Origin of the sequence: Bradyrhizobium sp. AZCC 1588, from assembly GCF_036924735.1 — a bacterium.
Lineage (GTDB): Bacteria > Pseudomonadota > Alphaproteobacteria > Rhizobiales > Xanthobacteraceae > Bradyrhizobium.
On sequence record NZ_JAZHSC010000001.1, the window covers coordinates 3,274,433 to 3,290,490 of the forward strand.

Sequence of the window (16,058 nt, forward strand, 5' to 3'; positions counted from 1 at the left end):
AGGGCGGCGTCCCCGCTACTCACTGCCAAAGCAGTCCGGGCCCACTCTACTTTGCATGGGCTTGTTTTCGAGATTTTTGTCTGAGCGGTAGGGTGGGCAAAGCGAAGCGTGCCCACCATTCCTACCGAAATCCGGGATGCATGGTGGGCACGGCGCGACGCGCCTTTGCCCACCCTACGGGACTACTGGTCCAGCGTAGGATCAGGCCACGCTTTCCAAAAACGCCTCTTCCGCCGCCTGTACCGCGTCGGGCGTTCCGACATGCATCCAGACGCCATCGAGCCTGAGGCCAAACAATCGTTCCTGCTCGTTGGCGCGGTCGAACATTTTGGTCAGCGAAAACTCGCCTGCCGGCGCGTCGGCAAACAGCGAGGGCGACATGATTGCGGCTCCCGCATAGACGAACGGCACCACCTGATGTTCGCGCCGCTTGCGCAGCGCGCCATCCGGCAGCATGGCGTAGTCGCCGCGGCCGGCATAGCCGATGCTGTTCGTGGTCGGCGCCATCAGGAGCAGGATGTCCATGCGATCCGCGTCGAAGGTTTCGGCAAGACGCGTCAGATTGGGCCGTACGCCATCGATCCACATCGTATCGGCGTTGACGTGGAAGAACGGCTCCTTGCCGAGCAGCGGCAGCGCCTTCACCACTGCGCCGCCGGTGCCGAGCACCTGGTCGCGTTCGTCGGAAATGATGATGCGGGGCAGGCTACGGTTCGCGGTGTGCTGGATGATCTGGTCAGGCAGGTAATGCACATTGACCACGGCCTCGCCGACGCCGGCGCCGGCGAGCTTGTCGAGCACGTGATCGAGCAACGGCTGGCCGGCCACGCTCACCAGCGGCTTCGGCATGTGGTCGGTCAGCGGGCGCATGCGCAAACCGAGACCGGCGGCAAGGACCATGGCTTTGGTGGGCGTAACGGACATTCTTGGAGTTTCTCGAACCTTCAAATTGCGCCGTGGATCATACCACGGCGATTCGCTTGAACCCAGCAACCATGAGGCCTTAGTGGCCGCACATGACGGCCGTACGACGGCCGCCGGTGCTTGCCAACTTCAGGCTTCGGCGTCCTCGGCCCCGCGCTTGGCCATTTTCTTCTTCTTGTCGCCCTGCTTCAGGAAATTGACGCCGATCTGATCGCCATTGACCCAGGCCAGCTCGCAGCGCCGATAGGCCAGTCCCGTCGATGACAACAGCAGGAAGAATTCCTTCAGATGCAGGCCCTCGACCGAGCCTTCGACCGTCAGCTTGGCGCCGGTCTCGGAGACGTCTTCCATCACGCAATCACGCCGCCAGGTGCCGTCGATCCCCATCATGTGCGCCGCAAAGCCGCGCTCGAATACGACTCGATCTCCCTTGCGCCGTTCCGCCGCCGCCATGGCCGTCCTTCCGTTTCAAAAAATGCTGGTCCACGCCTGCGCAGCGTGCCGGTTCCAGATTAAATGCGGGGTGGCTAACAGGAGGTAAATCAGGGCAGGGGCGGCGGCACGTTGGCGGCGTACCATTCGCGAAACGCCGCCAGGGCGGGGTGCGCCAGCGAGCGGTTCAGGTAGGTCCAGATCCGGGGCTGATGGCGCAGATATTGCGGCTTGCCGTCGCGCCCGTTGAGCCGGGCGAAGGTACCGAGCAGGCGCGTATTCCGCTGCGCCGACATGATGGCGTAGAGCTCGGCAAAGCTGGCCGGATCGAACTGGCCATCTGCCGCGCGGCGCGCCTTGATGTAGCGGGTCAAGAGCGACAACTCGAGCGGTTCGGGGACGTCGATCCGCGCGTCCTGCAACAGGGATACCAAATCGTAGGCGGCAGGGCCCAACGCGGCGTCCTGGAAGTCGATGATGCCGACACGTAAAATCCCGGTGCGATCGTCGAGCCAGATGATGTTGGGCGAATGAAAATCACGCAGCACCCAGGTTCGCGGCGCAGCCGCCGGCTTTTCGAGTAGTGTTCGCCACATCGCGACGAATTCGTCGCGTTGTTGCGGACTGACTTCAGCGCCGTGAACCGGCAGATACCATTCGAGCATCAGCCCGATCTCGACCAGCCATGCATCGATATCGTAGACCGGAATTTCGTAAGAGCCCTGCGGCCCGAGCGGCGCCGTTTCGGGCAGGGTTTCGCGGTGTAACGCCGCGAGCATGTCGGTTGCCGCCTCATAGCGCTCGGCGATCGGTCGCGGCGGGTCGCCTTCGACGATGCCGGCGCTGCCGAAATCCTCGGTGATCAGAAAACCGGAATCGAGATCGGCGTGGCGGATCGCGGGCGCCGAGAAGCCGTGTGCGCGCAGGCCGTTGTCGATGGCGACGAACGGCTTGACATCCTCGGCGAGATGAACGGCCGCGCTGTAGGATTTTCCGGCATAGATCGCCGGTCCGTCCGGACGGCGCGGCGAATTCATCAGGATGGATGTGCCGTCGTCGCCGATCAGGCGCGCGTAGGAGCGCGTCGAGGCGTCGCCGGGCATGCGCTCGCGCGCTGCATCGAGGAAGCCGGCTTCAGTGAGAAATTTGCGCAAGCTGCTTAGTCGCGCCACCTGCGCCGCCGCTTTGCCATAGCCGGTGATTTCGGCGGCCCGCGCGCTCGATCCGAGCGCGGGACGATGGCTGAAGGCGATGTCGATGCGATCTTCGGGCAGTGCGTCGGGTGCGCGCTCCGGCCATTCGATCAGCGCCAGCGTGCCCTCCGGCAGCGGCGACAAGCCGATTTCCTCCAGCTCGCTCGAATCGTTGATGCGGTAGAGATCGGCGTGGACAATCGGAAACGGCAGCTCGTAGCTCTGCGCCAGCGTGAATGTCGGGCTCGGCACTTCGAGCGCGGGATCGTCGGCGAGATAGCGGATCATGGCGCGCGCCGCCGCGGTCTTTCCCGCGCCGAGATCGCCCGACAGCGTAATGACGTCGCCGGGGCCGACCAGCAGCGCGAGGTCGGCCATCAGATGCGCCGTTGCCGCCTCGTTCGCCAACGCCACTGTAAATGTCGCAGGCGCGGTCATTCGGCGGCGTTACGGTGGGCGTTCTGGTCGATCGGAAAATCGCAGGTGACGGTCGTGCCTCTGCCGACGACCGAGTCGACGCGCACTTTGCCGCCATGCAGTTCGACGAACGAGCGTACCAGCGACAGGCCGAGGCCTGCGCCGCGGTGGCGCGAGCCGTGGGAGTGGCTCTCAAACCAGTCGAATACCCTGTCTTTCACTTCGGCGGGAATGCCGGGGCCGGAATCGGAGACGGTGAAGATCACGCGATGCTCGGTTCGCCGCGCGCTGATCGTGACCGCGGCATCGTGCGGCGAGAACCCGACCGCGTTGGCAAGCAGGTTATAGAGCACTTGCACCACGCGCCGCTCGTCGCCGGTGAAGTTGCCGATCTCAGGATCGATATCGACCTTGAGCTCGATGCGGTCGGTCGCCAGCCGGTCCTGGATGCCTTCGGCGGCGGCCTGAATGGCTCCTTCGATATTGACCGGGCCGAGCTCGAGCTTCATGGCGCCGGCATCGATGGTGGCGAGATCGAGGATGTTGTTGGTGAGCGCGAGCAGCGCGTTGGTCGACTTGGTGACGTAGTCGAGATACTCGGCCTGCTTTGGCGTCAGCGGGCCGGTCGAGGGATCGCTGAGGAAATGTGCGAAGCCGATGATGGTGGTCAGCGGTGCGCGCAGCTCGTAGGACACGTGGTGGACGAAATCCACCTTCATCTGGTCGGCGGCTTCCAGCGCCTCGTTGCGCTCGCGCAGCGCGCGCTCGACATTTTCGGTATCGGTGATGTCCTGGAATGTCAAAAGAGTCGCGCCGTCGGGCAGCGGCATGGTCATGCAATCCAGCACGCTGCCGTCCTTGCGTTCGAGTTTCTGCGCCACCTGCGCCCGGTTCTCGATCGCGGTGATCGCCTCGCGCAGCGTCCGCCAAGTCAACGCATCGTCGAACAGCGGCTTGCACCACGCTTCCACGGTTTCGATGTGGGGCTGTTCTTTGAGCGCTTCCGCCGAGAGCTTCCACATTTTCAGGAAAGCGGGATTGAACAGTTCCACGCGGCCGTTGCTGCCGAACACCGCGACCGCTTCAGCCAGATTGTCGAGCGTTTCATGCTGAACCCGGGTCAGCCGGTCATAGCGGCGTGCGAGATCCAAGCTTTCGGTGACATTGTCGAACAGATAGGTGACGCCGCCCTCGAGGTTCGGCGTGGTGACGACGCTGACGGCGCGGCCGTCGGGCAGAAACCAGGTGTAGTTCTCCGGCTCGACGGCGCGGTAGGCTTCGTGGAGCTTGGCCTTCCAGGCGCGGAAATCCGGTTGCTCGGGCAGTTTGCGCGCCGCGCGCAGCCGATCGAGCACGCTTGAATCGTCGGGGTTGGAATCGAGGAAGGCTTGATCGAGGCCCCACAGCCGCCGGTAGGATTCGTTGTAGAAGGCAAGCCGCCGCTGGCCATCGAATACCGCAACCCCCGACGACAACTGGTCGAGGGTGCGGCGATGGGCTTCCGCCATCCGCTCCATGGCGTCGCGTAACTGGGTTGCCTCGCTGGCGTCGATGGCGATGCCGGCGCTGCCGCCGCCGAGCTTGAGCGCCTGAACGTCATAGATGCGCCGCTCGCCGCCGACCACGATCGGCAGCCGCGCGGCGTAGGTGGAATTGTCGTTCAGCACCCGGCCCATCTCGGAACGCTGGTCGTTCTCCAGCAGCTCGAGGTTGCGGTAGATCGTGTCCGCGACGCTTGCGCCTTCGGTGGCCCGCACATAGGCGGTGTTCGCGTAACGCAGATTGCCCTCGGCGCTCTTGGCCCAGATCGGCCAGGGCGCCGCGGCGGCGAAGTCGCGCAGCAAATCGGTCTCCTCCAAAAGCGTCCTGTAGCGGAGATTGGATTCGGCGAGCTCACGGCGCAAGCCGCCAAGTTCGCGAATCCGCACAATGGCTTGCCCCCCAATGGCGCGGCCCATCGCTTCGATGGCGCGGCCATTCGAGGTGGAGAGGTTGAGCAGAAAGCCTTCGCCGGCCTCGCGCAGCGCGTCGACCGCATGGTCCATCTGCAGCGCCGGTTCCGGCGGCAGCCAGGTTCCAAAGGCGAGAATGCGTTGCGGCGAATTCGACAGTGCGTCCTGCGAGATCAGAAGCGAAGTGTCGCCGCTGATCTGGGGCCGGTTGTCCCCCGCGGCCCAGGCGATCAGGATCTGCGGCTCGGCGAACAACAGCGCGCGCAGCCGGTCGGCTTGTACCTGCAGATCGGCGATGTCGGAGCGCAGGTCGAGTTCCATCCGGGTGGCCCGAATCCGCGTGCGCATCAGCAGGATCGCGGCCACCACGGTAAAACCGAGCAGCGATAGCGCCGTGGTCAGCGCCGCGAACTCCTGGTGATTGAGGTCGAACAAGGCGGAAATCGCCTGCGTGATCGTCAATTCGTCGGCCAACGCGGGCTCCGGCAGCGCGGAGAGGGCGGTGGCGAGCGCAATCACGCCGTGGCGCGCCAGTGAGGTGCACGACAGCAGGGTTCGACGCATCGCAGCGACTACGCCCGACATTATTTGCCCCAAGAACGCATGACTGCTGGCACCACCCCCAGCGCATAATCCGCCAAAATGTGAGCGGTTTGCGTTGAGATTATGCGCCGACTAAGGATTGAGCGCGCCCGGACACAAAACCGGACCCCACTTTTGCTGGTCGCGCTCTACACGAATCGGGTCGAGAGTATCCCCTTCGGAAGTCGACCGGTAAGAGTCCAGACCGTGAACGCAAAACTGCCTGTGAAAAAATCAAGGCGGCATCGTTCAGAACCGTTCAAACCGAACGATTCAGCGTCCGGTCGAGCCGAAACCGCCACTGCCACGGCCGGTTGCCATCAGCGAAGTGACGGGAACCAGTTTCGCCTGCACCACAGGCGCAATCACCATCTGCGCGATGCGCTCGCCGCGCTTGATTGGAAAGGGCGTATCGCCGTGGTTGATCAGGAGCACGTTGATCTCGCCGCGGTAGTCCGCATCCACCGTGCCGGGCGAGTTCAGCACCGTGACGCCGTGTTTGGCGGCAAGTCCGGAGCGCGGCCGCACCTGCGCCTCATATCCGGAAGGCAACGCGATCGTGAGTGCGGTCGGCACCATCGCGAATTTTCCGGGCGGGAGGATCAGCGGCGTATCCGCAGGCACCGCCGCGAGCAGGTCGAGCCCGGCGGCATCGGCGCTCTGATAGGCCGGCAGTGCGAGACCCTCACCATGTGGCAGTTGGCAGACATCGACCCTCACCGTCACGCTCACGAATTCTTCTCCATGGTCTGCGCAATCTTCGCCACCAGTTCGGCTGCGACCTGTTCCTTGGTCATCACCGGCCAAGACTCCACTTTAATGTTGTTGACGTTGATGTCCTCGCCGTCGCGCGTCAGCAGGTGAACGGTGTTGCGGTCGCCGCCCATCACGCCAGTTGAAGGCGACACGTCATTGGCGACGATCCAGTCGCAGCCCTTGCGCGCGATCTTGGCTTTTGCGTTGTCGATCAGATGTTCGGTCTCGGCGGCAAAGCCGATCACCAGCGGCGGACGCTTCTCCTTCAGTTTCGAGATCGTCGCCAGAATGTCGGGATTTTCCACCAGTGCGAGCTGCGGCATGCCGGCGGACGTCTTTTTCAGTTTCTGCTCGCCTTCATTGGCAACGCGCCAGTCGGCAACGGCGGCGGCGAAGATCGCGATGTCCGCCGGCAAGGCGGCTTCCACCCGATGCAGCATGTCACGCGCCGATTCGACCCGGATCACCGTGACGCCGGGGGGATCGCGCAAGTCGACCGGGCCGGACACCAGCGTGACGTCCGCGCCCGCAGCCTGTGCCGCGGCGGCGATGGCAAAACCCTGCTTGCCGGACGAGCGGTTGGCGATATAGCGCACGGGATCGATCGCCTCATGCGTCGGCCCTGCCGTAATCAGCACACGCTTGCCCGCGAGCGGGCGTGGTCGCGGCGGGCGCAGGATGTCGACGGCGGCGGCGGCAATCTCGACCGCCTCCGACATCCGCCCGATGCCGGCCTCATTGGACTCGGCCATTTCCCCGGCGTTGGGGCCGATCATGTGAACGCCGTCGCGGCGAAGCTGCATGACGTTGCGGCGGGTGGCGGCGTTGTTCCACATCAGGGGGTTCATCGCAGGCGCCAGCAGGATTGGCCGGTTGGCTGCCAGCAGGATGGCGGTAGCGAGATCGTCGGCATGGCCGTGCGCCATCTTCGCCATCAGGTCGGCGGTCGCCGGCGCCACGATGATCAGATCGCATTCGCGCGCCAGCCGGATGTGTCCGGCGTCGAATTCGCTCTCGGGATTGAACAGGTCCGTATAGACGCGCTCGTGCGACAGCGCGCTGGCCGAAAGCGGCGTGACAAATTGCTGCGCTGCCTTGGTCAGCACGCAGCGGACGTGAACGTGTCGCTCCTTCAGCCGCCGGATCAGCTCCAGCGACTTGAAAGCGGCGATGCCGCCGCCGATGATCAGGGTGACACTCCGTTCGCTGGAGGCGCTGACCGGCACTGCCTGTGCGTTGGCCTCTGCGGATGGTGGTGACGTGGTGGCGCCTGATAGTTCGGGGCGCCCTTGGATGAGTTCTCCCAGGATGACCCGGACTTCCTCTTCGACGGAGCGGCCGTTTCCCGCCGACCGGAGCCGCAGATAGGCTTTGACGGTTTCATCGAGTTTTCGGATGGTCAGGCTGGCCATAGGGCGGCCTCCGGCAAATTATGCAGGCAATGCTAGCACGCTATGCTAGCATTGCAATCACAACTGCAGGATCGCAAACAGGATTCCGATAAAGGTCGCTGCGATGATCCACAGCGCCACCGTGCGCCAGCGGCTCTTGCGGCCTTCGGCCCGGCCGAGCGCCGCAACGGTTTCCGGCGACAGCGTCAGGCCCTCGCGGGACATCTTTTCCATGTTCTCGATCACGGCAACTGCCCGCGACGCGATCGCCGGCAGGCCCGTCATGACGCGGCCGAGTTCGCCGGCGCCGGTCATCGCTCCCTGAACCCGCCCGAGCGGGCCGAGATTGCGCTCGATCCATTCGCGCACCACGGGATCGGCGACCTTCCAGATATCGAGCTTGGGGTCGAAGCCGCGGGCGACCCCTTCGACCACCACCATGGTCTTCTGTAGCAGGATCAGTTCGGGCCGGGTCTGCATGTCGAACAGGCCGGTGACCTCGAGCAGCAGGGTCAACAGCTTCGCCATCGAGATTTCTTCGGCGGTGCGGTTGTGGATCGGCTCGCCGATGGCGCGGATGGCTTGCGCGAAATTTTCCACCGAATGATGCCCCGGCACGTAGCCGGCCTCGAAATGGACTTCCGCAACGCGGCGGTAGTCGCGCGTGATGAAGCCCAAGAGAATTTCGGCGAGGAAGCGCCGCTCCTTCACGCCGAGCCGACCCATAATGCCGAAATCGACCGCCACCAGCCGGCCGGCATCGTCGAGAAACAGATTGCCGGGATGCATATCGGCATGAAAGAAGCCGTCGCGCAGCGCGTGGCGCAGGAAACTCTGAATCACCTTGCGCCCGAGGTCGGGCAAATCGACCTGCGCTGCTTCGAGGCGCGCATGGTCGTTCAGTGCGATGCCGTCGATCCATTCCATCGTCAGCACGTTATGAGTGGTGCGGTCCCAGTCGACGACCGGCACGCGGAAATCCGGATCGTCGCGGGTGTTCTCCGCCATCTCGGACAAGGCGGCAGCCTCAAGCCGCAGGTCCATCTCCATCGCGACCGTGCGCGACATCGTGTTGATGACCTCGATCAGCCGCAGCCGCCGCGCTTCGGCCGAATGCGCTTCCGCGTTGTGTGCGACAAAGAAGAAGTCGGAGAGGTCGCGGCGAAAACGCGAGGCGACGTTGGGCCGGAGTACCTTTACGGCGACCGGCTGGCGCACGCCATTGCGCTCGATCTCGCCGCGATGCACCTGCGCGATGGACGCGGCGGCGACCGCCGGGCCGAGGCTGACAAAGGCCTTGGCCACAGAGCGTTCCAGCGACAGTGCGATCACCGCTTCCGCTTCACTTTGCGAAAACGGCGGCAGCCGATCCTGCAGGCTTTCCAGGTCGCGCGCCATAGCAACCCCGACCACGTCGGGGCGGGTCGCCAGAAACTGCCCGAGCTTGAGGTACGCCGGTCCCAGCCGCGTCAGCGCGCGGGATAGCCGTGGGCCGGATTTGGCGCCGGGCCGTTCGATCAATCGCGCCAGTCGCAGCGCGAGCTGCCCGGGTGCCGGCACCAGGCTCGGGTCGACGACGCCGAACACGCCCTCGCGCGCGAACACGTAAGCGGCGCGGACAAGCCGCGCGATGTGGGTCGCCGCAGAAATCACAAGCGCCAGCCCGAATGCAGCGCCACGATCCCGCCGGACAGGCTTTCCCATTTCACCCGCGCAAAGCCGGCGCCGCGGATCATCTCGGCAAATACATTGGGCCGGGGAAATTTCCGGATCGATTCGACGAGATACTGATAGGATTCGGCATCGCCGGTCACGGCGCGGCCGAGCGGCGGGATCACCCTGAACGAGAACTGGTCGTACAGCCAGTCCAGTCCGGGAACGTCGACGGTGGAGAATTCCAGACACAGGAATCGGCTGCCCGGCCGCAGCACGCGATAGGCTTCGCGCAGCGCCGCATCGATCCGCGGCACGTTGCGAATGCCGAAGGCGATGGTGTAGGCGTCGAAGGAGCGATCCGGGAAAGTCAGCGCCTCGGCATTGCCTTCGACGAAAGACACCTGATGGTCGAGATGCTGCGCCAGCGCGCGGTTGTGGCCGACCTCGAGCATATCCGTATTGATGTCGCAGACGGTGGCGCGGAAGCCAAAGCCTGCGGCCTTGGCCGCGCGGAAGGCGATATCGCCGGTGCCGCCGGCGACGTCGAGCAGCGTGAACGGCGCATCACTTTTCGGCGGGTTGAGCGCCGTGATCATGATGTCTTTCCAGACCCGGTGCAGGCCCGCCGACATCAGGTCGTTCATCAGGTCATAGCGTCTTGCCACGCTGTGAAACACGTCGTTCACCAGCGTCTGCTTGTCCCCTAAGGGCACGTCCCTGAAGCCAAAATGGGTGGTTTGATCCGGCCGAACCATTAGATGTACTCCACTAGCGGACCATAGCGCGCCCGTCGCAATGGCGCTATCACGTCACCTCCATAAGGTGAATGCCTTCATGCCTGAATTGCCCGAAGTTGAGACCGTCCGCCGCGGCCTGCAACCCGCCATGGAGGGGTCGAAAATCCTCAAAGCGGAAGCCCGGCGCAAGGATTTGCGGTTTCCCTTTCAAAAAGACTTTATCGCTCGACTGGAGGGCCAGACCGTGACCGGCCTTGGCCGCCGCGCCAAATACCTGATGGCGGATCTTACCTCCGGCGATGTGCTGCTGATGCATCTGGGCATGTCCGGCTCGTTCCGGGTGCTCGATGGCGGCACTAACAATACGCCCGGCCAATTCCACCATCCGCGCAGCGAGGACCGCGCTCATGATCACGTGGTGTTTCACATGTCGTCGGGCAGATCCGTCGTGTTCAATGATCCGCGCCGCTTCGGTTACATGAAGATTATTGCCCGCAACGTGCTGGAGGATGAACCGCTATTGAAGGGGCTCGGTCCGGAGCCGCTCGGCAACGAATTCGACGCCGGGATGCTGGCGCGCTCGTGTTTCAACAAGAAGACCAGCCTGAAGGCCGCGCTGCTCGACCAGCGCGTGGTCGCCGGTCTCGGCAATATCTATGTCTGTGAGGCGCTGTACCGCTCGCATCTCTCGCCGCGGCGGTTGGCGGCGACGCTGGCAACGAAGAAAGGCGAGCCGACCGATCACGCCGGGCGGCTGGTGAATGCAATTCACACAGTGCTCAATCAGGCGATCAAGGCCGGCGGCTCCTCGATCAGCGATCACCGGCTGACCTCGGGCGAGCTCGGCTATTTCCAGCACTCGTTCCAGGTCTATGACCGCGAGGGCGAGAAGTGCCAAACTAAAGGCTGCGGCGGCGTCGTGCGACGCTTCGTACAGAACGGCCGTTCAACCTTCTGGTGCCCGAAATGTCAGAAATAACCAACACGCCGACGCTTGAAACGAAGCGACTGATCTTGCGGCCGCTCGCGCTGTCCGATGCGCCGGCGATCCAACGCCATTTCAACAACTGGAATATCATCCAGCATCTCGCATCGGTTGTCCCCTGGCCATATCCAGAGGACGGCGCGACGACTTTCATCACGAGGGAGTTGGAGAGGGTCGCCGCGGGGGAAGAGATCTATAATTGGATGCTGGTGCTGCGCGGCGGTGATGGCGAGGCGATCGGGAATATTCGCTTTCGCCCGAGGTCGGACAATGCGAAGGGCAACCGGGGCTTCTGGCTCGCGGAGCGCTATTGGAATCAAGGCCTGATGAGTGAAGCCGTCGCGGAGGTGAACAATTTCGTCTTCGGCGTACTGGGTCTCGAGGTTTTCTACGTCTGTAACGCGGTAACCAATGAGGCATCGCGCCGGGTCAAGCAAAAGACCGGCGCCGAATTGGTCGGCTACACCGAGCTTGCACATCACAACGGTCAGACGCTAGCGGAACGATGGCGTGTGACGCGGGAACAATGGCTGCGCCGGAACAGGTAGGCGGAGCGAAGCAATCCAGCGGGGCTGGTCGGCTGGATTGCTTCCGTTTTCGCCTCGCGCAATGACGCTGCGCGAAGCGGGAATGTCAGGCTCGAGCCGGCGCTCTCAGGAAGAGAGCGCTGTCGTTCGCGATGACCGGCAGCGCAGCCATTGCCGGAAGTATCGCAGGCGTTTCCACCAACTCCTCGATGATCGGCTCGTCGCCGGCCGCTGCCATATTGCCGAGCCGCACTTCGATCCACTGCCAGAGAGCGCGGATTTCCTCGGCAGATTTGCCGCACGGCGCGTATTCGCAGACCGCAAGTCCGGCGCTGAGCGCATCCTGATGATCGTTGCGCATCACGATCAAGGGTTTGGCAAGGATATCGCCGATGTCGAGCGCGGCCTCGTCGCTCAGTGCATTCTCCGCGCTGGCGAGCCGCGCCGCGCTCCGGATCGGCGTCTGGTTCAGGACATAGGCGAACGGCTTGTACCAGGCCCTGACGACGCTGAGCGTCGGAGCGGTCGCCTCAATGTCGGCGATGCTCGGGCGCGTCGGGATCAGGCAGAAATCGGCATAACGAATCGCCGAATTGGTCGCGGCGCTGATGCCGCCGGCGGTATCCACGATCGCGACCGTCACGCCCTCGCGGTCGAGCGATTGCAGGCGTTGTTCGACCTCCCTGGCGGCGTAGACCGGCTCGACGACCGGCGCGGCATAGGGCCGGCGGCGCTTCCAGTTCGAAAGGGTGCCCTGCGAGTCCGTCTCGATCAGGCGGACATTGTGCCCGGCCCGGATGGCGGCAAGCGCAAGGCTGATGGCGAGCGTGCTTTTGCCGGAGCCACCCTTCTGGGTGGCCAATACGATCGTCTGCATTTCAGATCCTTTGGATGGCTTTCAGGCATTTTTGGTTGCGGCACACGAGCTGCGCCGCATTCTGCGGCGCCGATTTACACGCTCGTTCAGACGTGCCCAGCCCGATCCAAAGGTCAGGGGATCGCGGTAGTCCGAATCAGTCAGTTTGCAATGATGCCCGATTATGGAAATGTGGTCATCCGGGCAAATACTGCCGTGCGGCGACCCCGGCTCTGCGGAGCAGCGCTACACGCTGCACCGCGTCCGGGACACGAGCGAGCACTATTTCCGCACGCAGATCACGCGGACCACCGACGCCTTGGCGTCCGTCGATCCGTCAGCCGCGTTGATGCCGTTGGCCTTGAGGAAGTCGCGTACCGTTTCGGCGGTCACCAGCATCGCTTGCGCCGCCGGCACGCCATTGGTAGGTCCCGCCACTTGAACCGGCTTCAACAGCGCGATGCCGGCGAATTTGCCGTCGCCGTCCTGCGCGGGCGCGCCGGAGAAGCCGAGCGCCGGCGCGGGCGTCAGCGTGATGTCGCTGCTGCCGCCTAGCTGGGCTACCGTGGCCTTGGTGCTGGTCACCGCCGCGCCGCCCTGGTTCTGCGGATCGGCAATGCCGGTGAGGTCGAGCGCCGGTTTGGTGGCAGCATTGGCGAGATTGAGCGCCTTCAGCCCGCGCACGCCATAGATGCGCAAGAGCGCCAGATCGTGCTCCTTGTCCTCGGCGACACGATCGGCATTGCCGAAGCCTGCGATCGCGACCGTGAGGCAGCCATCGGTGATCTGGCGGTCAGCCAGAATCGCGCCATCGTCGCCGACGACGACACCGGTGCCGTACTCCACGCTCTTGCGCGGGGGAGGCCCCGCCGTCTGCGCGGGCGCCGGAAATGCGTTGAACGCGCTCGACATCGCGATCACCACGGGCTCGACGGTGTTCTCGGTTGCCTGGTCGTACATGATGGTGAGGATGCGGACCTCGTCGCCTTTGAAGGTGCCGCGCATATAAAACTTCTTCAGGCCCTGCAGGCCGGACAGCACGAAGAAATCCGGCTTGACCACGGTGTAGTCGATGTTGCGGCCCGGCTCCTTCTTCTCGCGCTCGGCGAGTTTCGCCGTGGTCGGATTGGCTTCCTTGCGCCGCGAAAGCTGGATCTGGATCGTGCCGGTTGGTGACGTCCATTTGGTGCCGTTGGCGTCGCTGGCCTGCTGCGGTACCAGCTTGGCGGGAATGCCGAGCCGCGCGCTGGTGCCGGGATCGATGACGATTTTCCAGCCGACGCTCTCCTGCTTTTTCCTGGCAGTATCGGCGAGGAGGCCGCGCTCCTGCGGATTGAGCACGCCGGTTGGCTTAGCCCCGCGCGACTTCTGGAATTCCTTGATCGCATTGACCATGCGCTCGCTGACGTCGCCGGTGATCGCGCCGTTATATTGCCCGACCCAGGCGAGGTCCGACTGCAGCGCCAGCCGTTCGGCCTGGCCTAAGGCCTTCGCCGTGTCTTCCGGCTTCTGCAGCGCGGGACGGATCGGCACCGTCGTGACTTGCTTCGGCTTGGTGCCCGCCGTGGAAGGTGGCGTCATTTGCGTCTGCGCGGCGGCCCCCGAGATCACAAAAACCGAGGCTGCGATCATCAATGTTGCTGAAAGCACCAATCTCATGACAAATCCCGGCAGAATAAGGAGAGTGCGATCATTGACGCCCGGCCAATTAAGCACATCTGCTTAGTCGGCAACAACCGCGCCCCGGTTCAGGGGGATTATCCCTCACCATGAGGGTTTGCCAGCGAAGGAAGGACAGCACACCACCATGCTGAGCGCCGATGAACTCGAACGCTACGCCCGCCATATCGTGCTGCGCGAAGTCGGCGGTCCCGGGCAGGCCGCCTTGAAAGCGGCGTCCGTGCTGGTGATCGGCGCCGGCGGTCTTGGCGCGCCCGTCCTGATGTATCTGGCGGCGGCCGGTGTCGGCAGGCTCGGCGCTGTCGATGACGACGTCGTCTCGCTGTCCAATCTGCAGCGGCAGATCATCCACACCACGCCGGACATCGGGCGGCGCAAGGTCGATAGCGCCGCGGAGACCGTTCACGCGCTCAACCCCCATGTTCGTTTCGAGGCGCATGGGGTGCGTCTCGCGGCGGGGAACGTGATGTCGCTGATCGACGACTACGATCTCGTGCTTGACGGCTCCGACAATTTCGAGACCCGCTATCTGGTTTCCGATGCCTGCTTCTTTGCCGGCAAGCCGCTGATCACGGCGGCGCTCGGGATGTTCGACGGATCGCTGACCACGATCCGGGCGCATGAACGAGACGCCGACGGCCACTTCAATCCGACCTATCGCTGCCTGTTTCCCGAACCGCCGCCGCCCGGCACCATTCCGGCCTGCGCCGAGGCCGGCGTCATGGGCGCGCTGGCGGGCATGCTGGGCTCGATGATGGCGCTGGAAGCGATCCGCGAGATCGTCGGCTTCGGCGAGAGCCTGGTTGGCCGACTGGTGATGGTCGATGCACGCGCGATGCGGTTCGAAACCCTGCGCTACGCGCGCGATCCACAAAACCCGCTCAACGGCGATACGCCCACGATCACCGATTTGAGCGGGCACGCGGCGTAGCGTGCCCGATCCACTCACGCACCGACGCGCTTCTCGCTGTCCATATGCGCGAGCTGCGCCTCGGGATAGCGCGCCCCGGCAGCCACGCCGGGCGGTAACGCCTCGGCCAGCGCGGACAAGTGAGCCCGCGTCAGTTTCACATCGAGCGCGCCGAGCGCCTCAGCGAGACGGTCACGGCGGCGGGCGCCGACCAGCGGCACGATGTCGTTACCCTGCGCCGCGACCCATGCAATCGCGACCTGTGCGGGGGAGGCGCCGAGCTCGCTTGCAATCGCACGCAATGAGTCCACCAGCGCCAGATTGGCGTCGAGATTGCTTCCCTGGAAACGCGGGCTCATGGCACGAAAATCCTTGGTCCCGTGGTCGGCCGTCCAGTGTCCGCTGATCAGCCCGCGCGACAGCACGCCATAGGCCGTGATGCCGATGCCGAGTTCGCGGCAGGTAGGCAGGATGTTGTCCTCGATGCCGCGCGAGATCAGTGAGTATTCGATCTGCAGGTCGCGGATCGGGTGCACCGCATGGGCGCGGCGGATGGTCTCCGCGCCGACCTCCGACAGGCCGATATGCCTGATCCAGCCGGCCTTCACCATGTCGGCCATCGCACCGACCGTCTCCTCGATCGGTACGTCTGGATCGAGCCGAGCCGGCCGATAGATGTCGATGGTCTCGACGCGCAGCCGCTGCAGCGAATAAGCGAGGAAATTCCTGATCGCCGCCGGGCGGCTGTCATAGCCGGACCAGTTCTTTGCGGGATCGCGCAGCGCGCCGAACTTGACGCTGATCTGGACGTTATCGCGGCCGCGCGCGGCAAGCGCTTCACCGATCAGCATTTCATTGTGACCCATGCCGTAGAAATCGCCGGTGTCGAGCAGGGTGATGCCGGCATCGAGCGCGGCGTGGATGGTGGCGATGCTCTCGCTGCGGTCGGCCGGGCCGTAGAAGTCTGACATGCCCATGCAGCCGAGGCCGATGGCAGAAACGGTTGGGCCGGTAGAGCCGAGTTTGCGTGTTTCCATGGCGGTTCTCCTCGTAGTCGGCG

Annotated in this window: 14 protein-coding genes; 3 read left to right on the forward strand and 11 right to left on the reverse strand. The window is 64.2% G+C overall.

Going from position 1 to position 16,058, the window contains the following annotated elements; all coding sequences use genetic code 11:
• Positions 1-201: 201 nt before the first annotated feature.
• From V1277_RS15305 to ubiE, 8 genes are all read right to left on the reverse strand, one after another.
• Complete coding sequence (locus V1277_RS15305; protein WP_334417049.1) at positions 202-924, reverse strand: nucleotidyltransferase family protein; 723 nt, start codon at positions 922-924, stop codon at positions 202-204.
• A 129-nt stretch (positions 925-1,053) separates the two neighbouring features.
• Positions 1,054-1,377 carry a PilZ domain-containing protein gene (locus V1277_RS15310; protein WP_057844762.1) on the reverse strand — a complete coding sequence of 108 codons (324 nt, stop codon included), beginning with the start codon at positions 1,375-1,377 and terminating at the stop codon, positions 1,054-1,056.
• An 89-nt stretch (positions 1,378-1,466) separates the two neighbouring features.
• On the reverse strand, positions 1,467-2,987 hold the full coding sequence (tsaE, locus tag V1277_RS15315) for a tRNA (adenosine(37)-N6)-threonylcarbamoyltransferase complex ATPase subunit type 1 TsaE (protein ID WP_334417050.1): 1,521 nt from the start codon (positions 2,985-2,987) through the stop codon (positions 1,467-1,469).
• Positions 2,984-5,503 carry a PAS domain-containing sensor histidine kinase gene (locus tag V1277_RS15320; RefSeq protein ID WP_334371513.1) on the reverse strand — a complete coding sequence of 840 codons (2,520 nt, stop codon included), beginning with the start codon at positions 5,501-5,503 and terminating at the stop codon, positions 2,984-2,986. The genes tsaE and V1277_RS15320 overlap by 4 nt, the downstream gene beginning before the upstream one ends.
• Before the next feature lie 270 nt (positions 5,504-5,773).
• On the reverse strand, positions 5,774-6,232 hold the full coding sequence (gene dut, locus V1277_RS15325) for a dUTP diphosphatase (protein WP_334417051.1): 459 nt from the start codon (positions 6,230-6,232) through the stop codon (positions 5,774-5,776).
• On the reverse strand, positions 6,229-7,668 hold the full coding sequence (gene coaBC, locus V1277_RS15330; protein ID WP_334417052.1) for a bifunctional phosphopantothenoylcysteine decarboxylase/phosphopantothenate--cysteine ligase CoaBC: 1,440 nt from the start codon (positions 7,666-7,668) through the stop codon (positions 6,229-6,231). The genes dut and coaBC overlap by 4 nt, the downstream gene beginning before the upstream one ends.
• A 57-nt stretch (positions 7,669-7,725) precedes the next feature.
• Positions 7,726-9,300, reverse strand: a complete 1,575-nt coding sequence (gene ubiB, locus V1277_RS15335; protein ID WP_334420383.1) for a 2-polyprenylphenol 6-hydroxylase — start codon at positions 9,298-9,300, stop codon at positions 7,726-7,728.
• Complete coding sequence (ubiE, locus tag V1277_RS15340) at positions 9,297-10,058, reverse strand: bifunctional demethylmenaquinone methyltransferase/2-methoxy-6-polyprenyl-1,4-benzoquinol methylase UbiE (RefSeq protein ID WP_334417053.1); 762 nt, start codon at positions 10,056-10,058, stop codon at positions 9,297-9,299. The genes ubiB and ubiE overlap by 4 nt, the downstream gene beginning before the upstream one ends.
• A 79-nt stretch (positions 10,059-10,137) precedes the next feature.
• Between ubiE and mutM the strand changes: the two genes are divergently transcribed.
• Together mutM and V1277_RS15350 are read left to right on the forward strand one after the other, a co-directional pair.
• Positions 10,138-11,019 carry a bifunctional DNA-formamidopyrimidine glycosylase/DNA-(apurinic or apyrimidinic site) lyase gene (gene mutM, locus V1277_RS15345; protein ID WP_334371506.1) on the forward strand — a complete coding sequence of 294 codons (882 nt, stop codon included), beginning with the start codon at positions 10,138-10,140 and terminating at the stop codon, positions 11,017-11,019.
• A 35-nt stretch (positions 11,020-11,054) separates the two neighbouring features.
• Positions 11,055-11,573 (forward strand): GNAT family N-acetyltransferase, encoded by a 519-nt coding sequence (locus tag V1277_RS15350; protein WP_334417054.1) that lies wholly within the window; start codon positions 11,055-11,057, stop codon positions 11,571-11,573.
• Positions 11,574-11,658: 85 nt separating this feature from the next.
• On the opposite strand, the gene V1277_RS15355 is transcribed toward V1277_RS15350, so the two are convergent.
• Both V1277_RS15355 and V1277_RS15360 read right to left on the reverse strand, forming a co-directional pair.
• Complete coding sequence (locus tag V1277_RS15355) at positions 11,659-12,429, reverse strand: ParA family protein (protein ID WP_334417055.1); 771 nt, start codon at positions 12,427-12,429, stop codon at positions 11,659-11,661.
• A gap of 261 nt (positions 12,430-12,690) precedes the next feature.
• Positions 12,691-14,067 (reverse strand): serine protease, encoded by a 1,377-nt coding sequence (locus V1277_RS15360; RefSeq protein WP_334417056.1) that lies wholly within the window; start codon positions 14,065-14,067, stop codon positions 12,691-12,693.
• Positions 14,068-14,215: 148 nt separating this feature from the next.
• On the opposite strand from V1277_RS15360, the gene V1277_RS15365 reads away from it, so the two are divergent.
• Entirely contained in the window at positions 14,216-15,019 is an 804-nt protein-coding gene (locus V1277_RS15365) for a HesA/MoeB/ThiF family protein (protein WP_334417057.1), read from the forward strand.
• A gap of 14 nt (positions 15,020-15,033) precedes the next feature.
• Here the strand turns inward: V1277_RS15365 and V1277_RS15370 are convergent, their stop codons facing one another.
• Positions 15,034-16,035: an aldo/keto reductase gene (locus V1277_RS15370; protein WP_334417058.1), complete on the reverse strand. Its 1,002-nt coding sequence runs from the start codon at positions 16,033-16,035 to the stop codon at positions 15,034-15,036.
• Between the last annotated feature and the right edge of the window lie 23 nt (positions 16,036-16,058).

Bases quoted from the DNA above. Each gene is read 5' to 3' on its own strand.
- V1277_RS15355 (WP_334417055.1), bottom strand. From the start codon at position 12,429: ATGCAGACGATCGTATTGGCCACCCAGAAGGGTGGCTCCGGCAAAAGC.
- mutM (WP_334371506.1), top strand. From the start codon at position 10,138: ATGCCTGAATTGCCCGAAGTTGAGACCGTCCGCCGCGGCCTGCAACCC.
- V1277_RS15310 (WP_057844762.1), bottom strand. From the start codon at position 1,377: ATGGCGGCGGCGGAACGGCGCAAGGGAGATCGAGTCGTATTCGAGCGC.
- ubiE (WP_334417053.1), bottom strand. From the start codon at position 10,058: ATGGTTCGGCCGGATCAAACCACCCATTTTGGCTTCAGGGACGTGCCC.
- V1277_RS15370 (WP_334417058.1), bottom strand. From the start codon at position 16,035: ATGGAAACACGCAAACTCGGCTCTACCGGCCCAACCGTTTCTGCCATC.
- coaBC (WP_334417052.1), bottom strand. From the start codon at position 7,668: ATGGCCAGCCTGACCATCCGAAAACTCGATGAAACCGTCAAAGCCTAT.
- V1277_RS15365 (WP_334417057.1), top strand. From the start codon at position 14,216: ATGCTGAGCGCCGATGAACTCGAACGCTACGCCCGCCATATCGTGCTG.
- V1277_RS15320 (WP_334371513.1), bottom strand. From the start codon at position 5,503: ATGTCGGGCGTAGTCGCTGCGATGCGTCGAACCCTGCTGTCGTGCACC.
- V1277_RS15305 (WP_334417049.1), bottom strand. From the start codon at position 924: ATGTCCGTTACGCCCACCAAAGCCATGGTCCTTGCCGCCGGTCTCGGT.
- V1277_RS15360 (WP_334417056.1), bottom strand. From the start codon at position 14,067: ATGAGATTGGTGCTTTCAGCAACATTGATGATCGCAGCCTCGGTTTTT.
- tsaE (WP_334417050.1), bottom strand. From the start codon at position 2,987: ATGACCGCGCCTGCGACATTTACAGTGGCGTTGGCGAACGAGGCGGCA.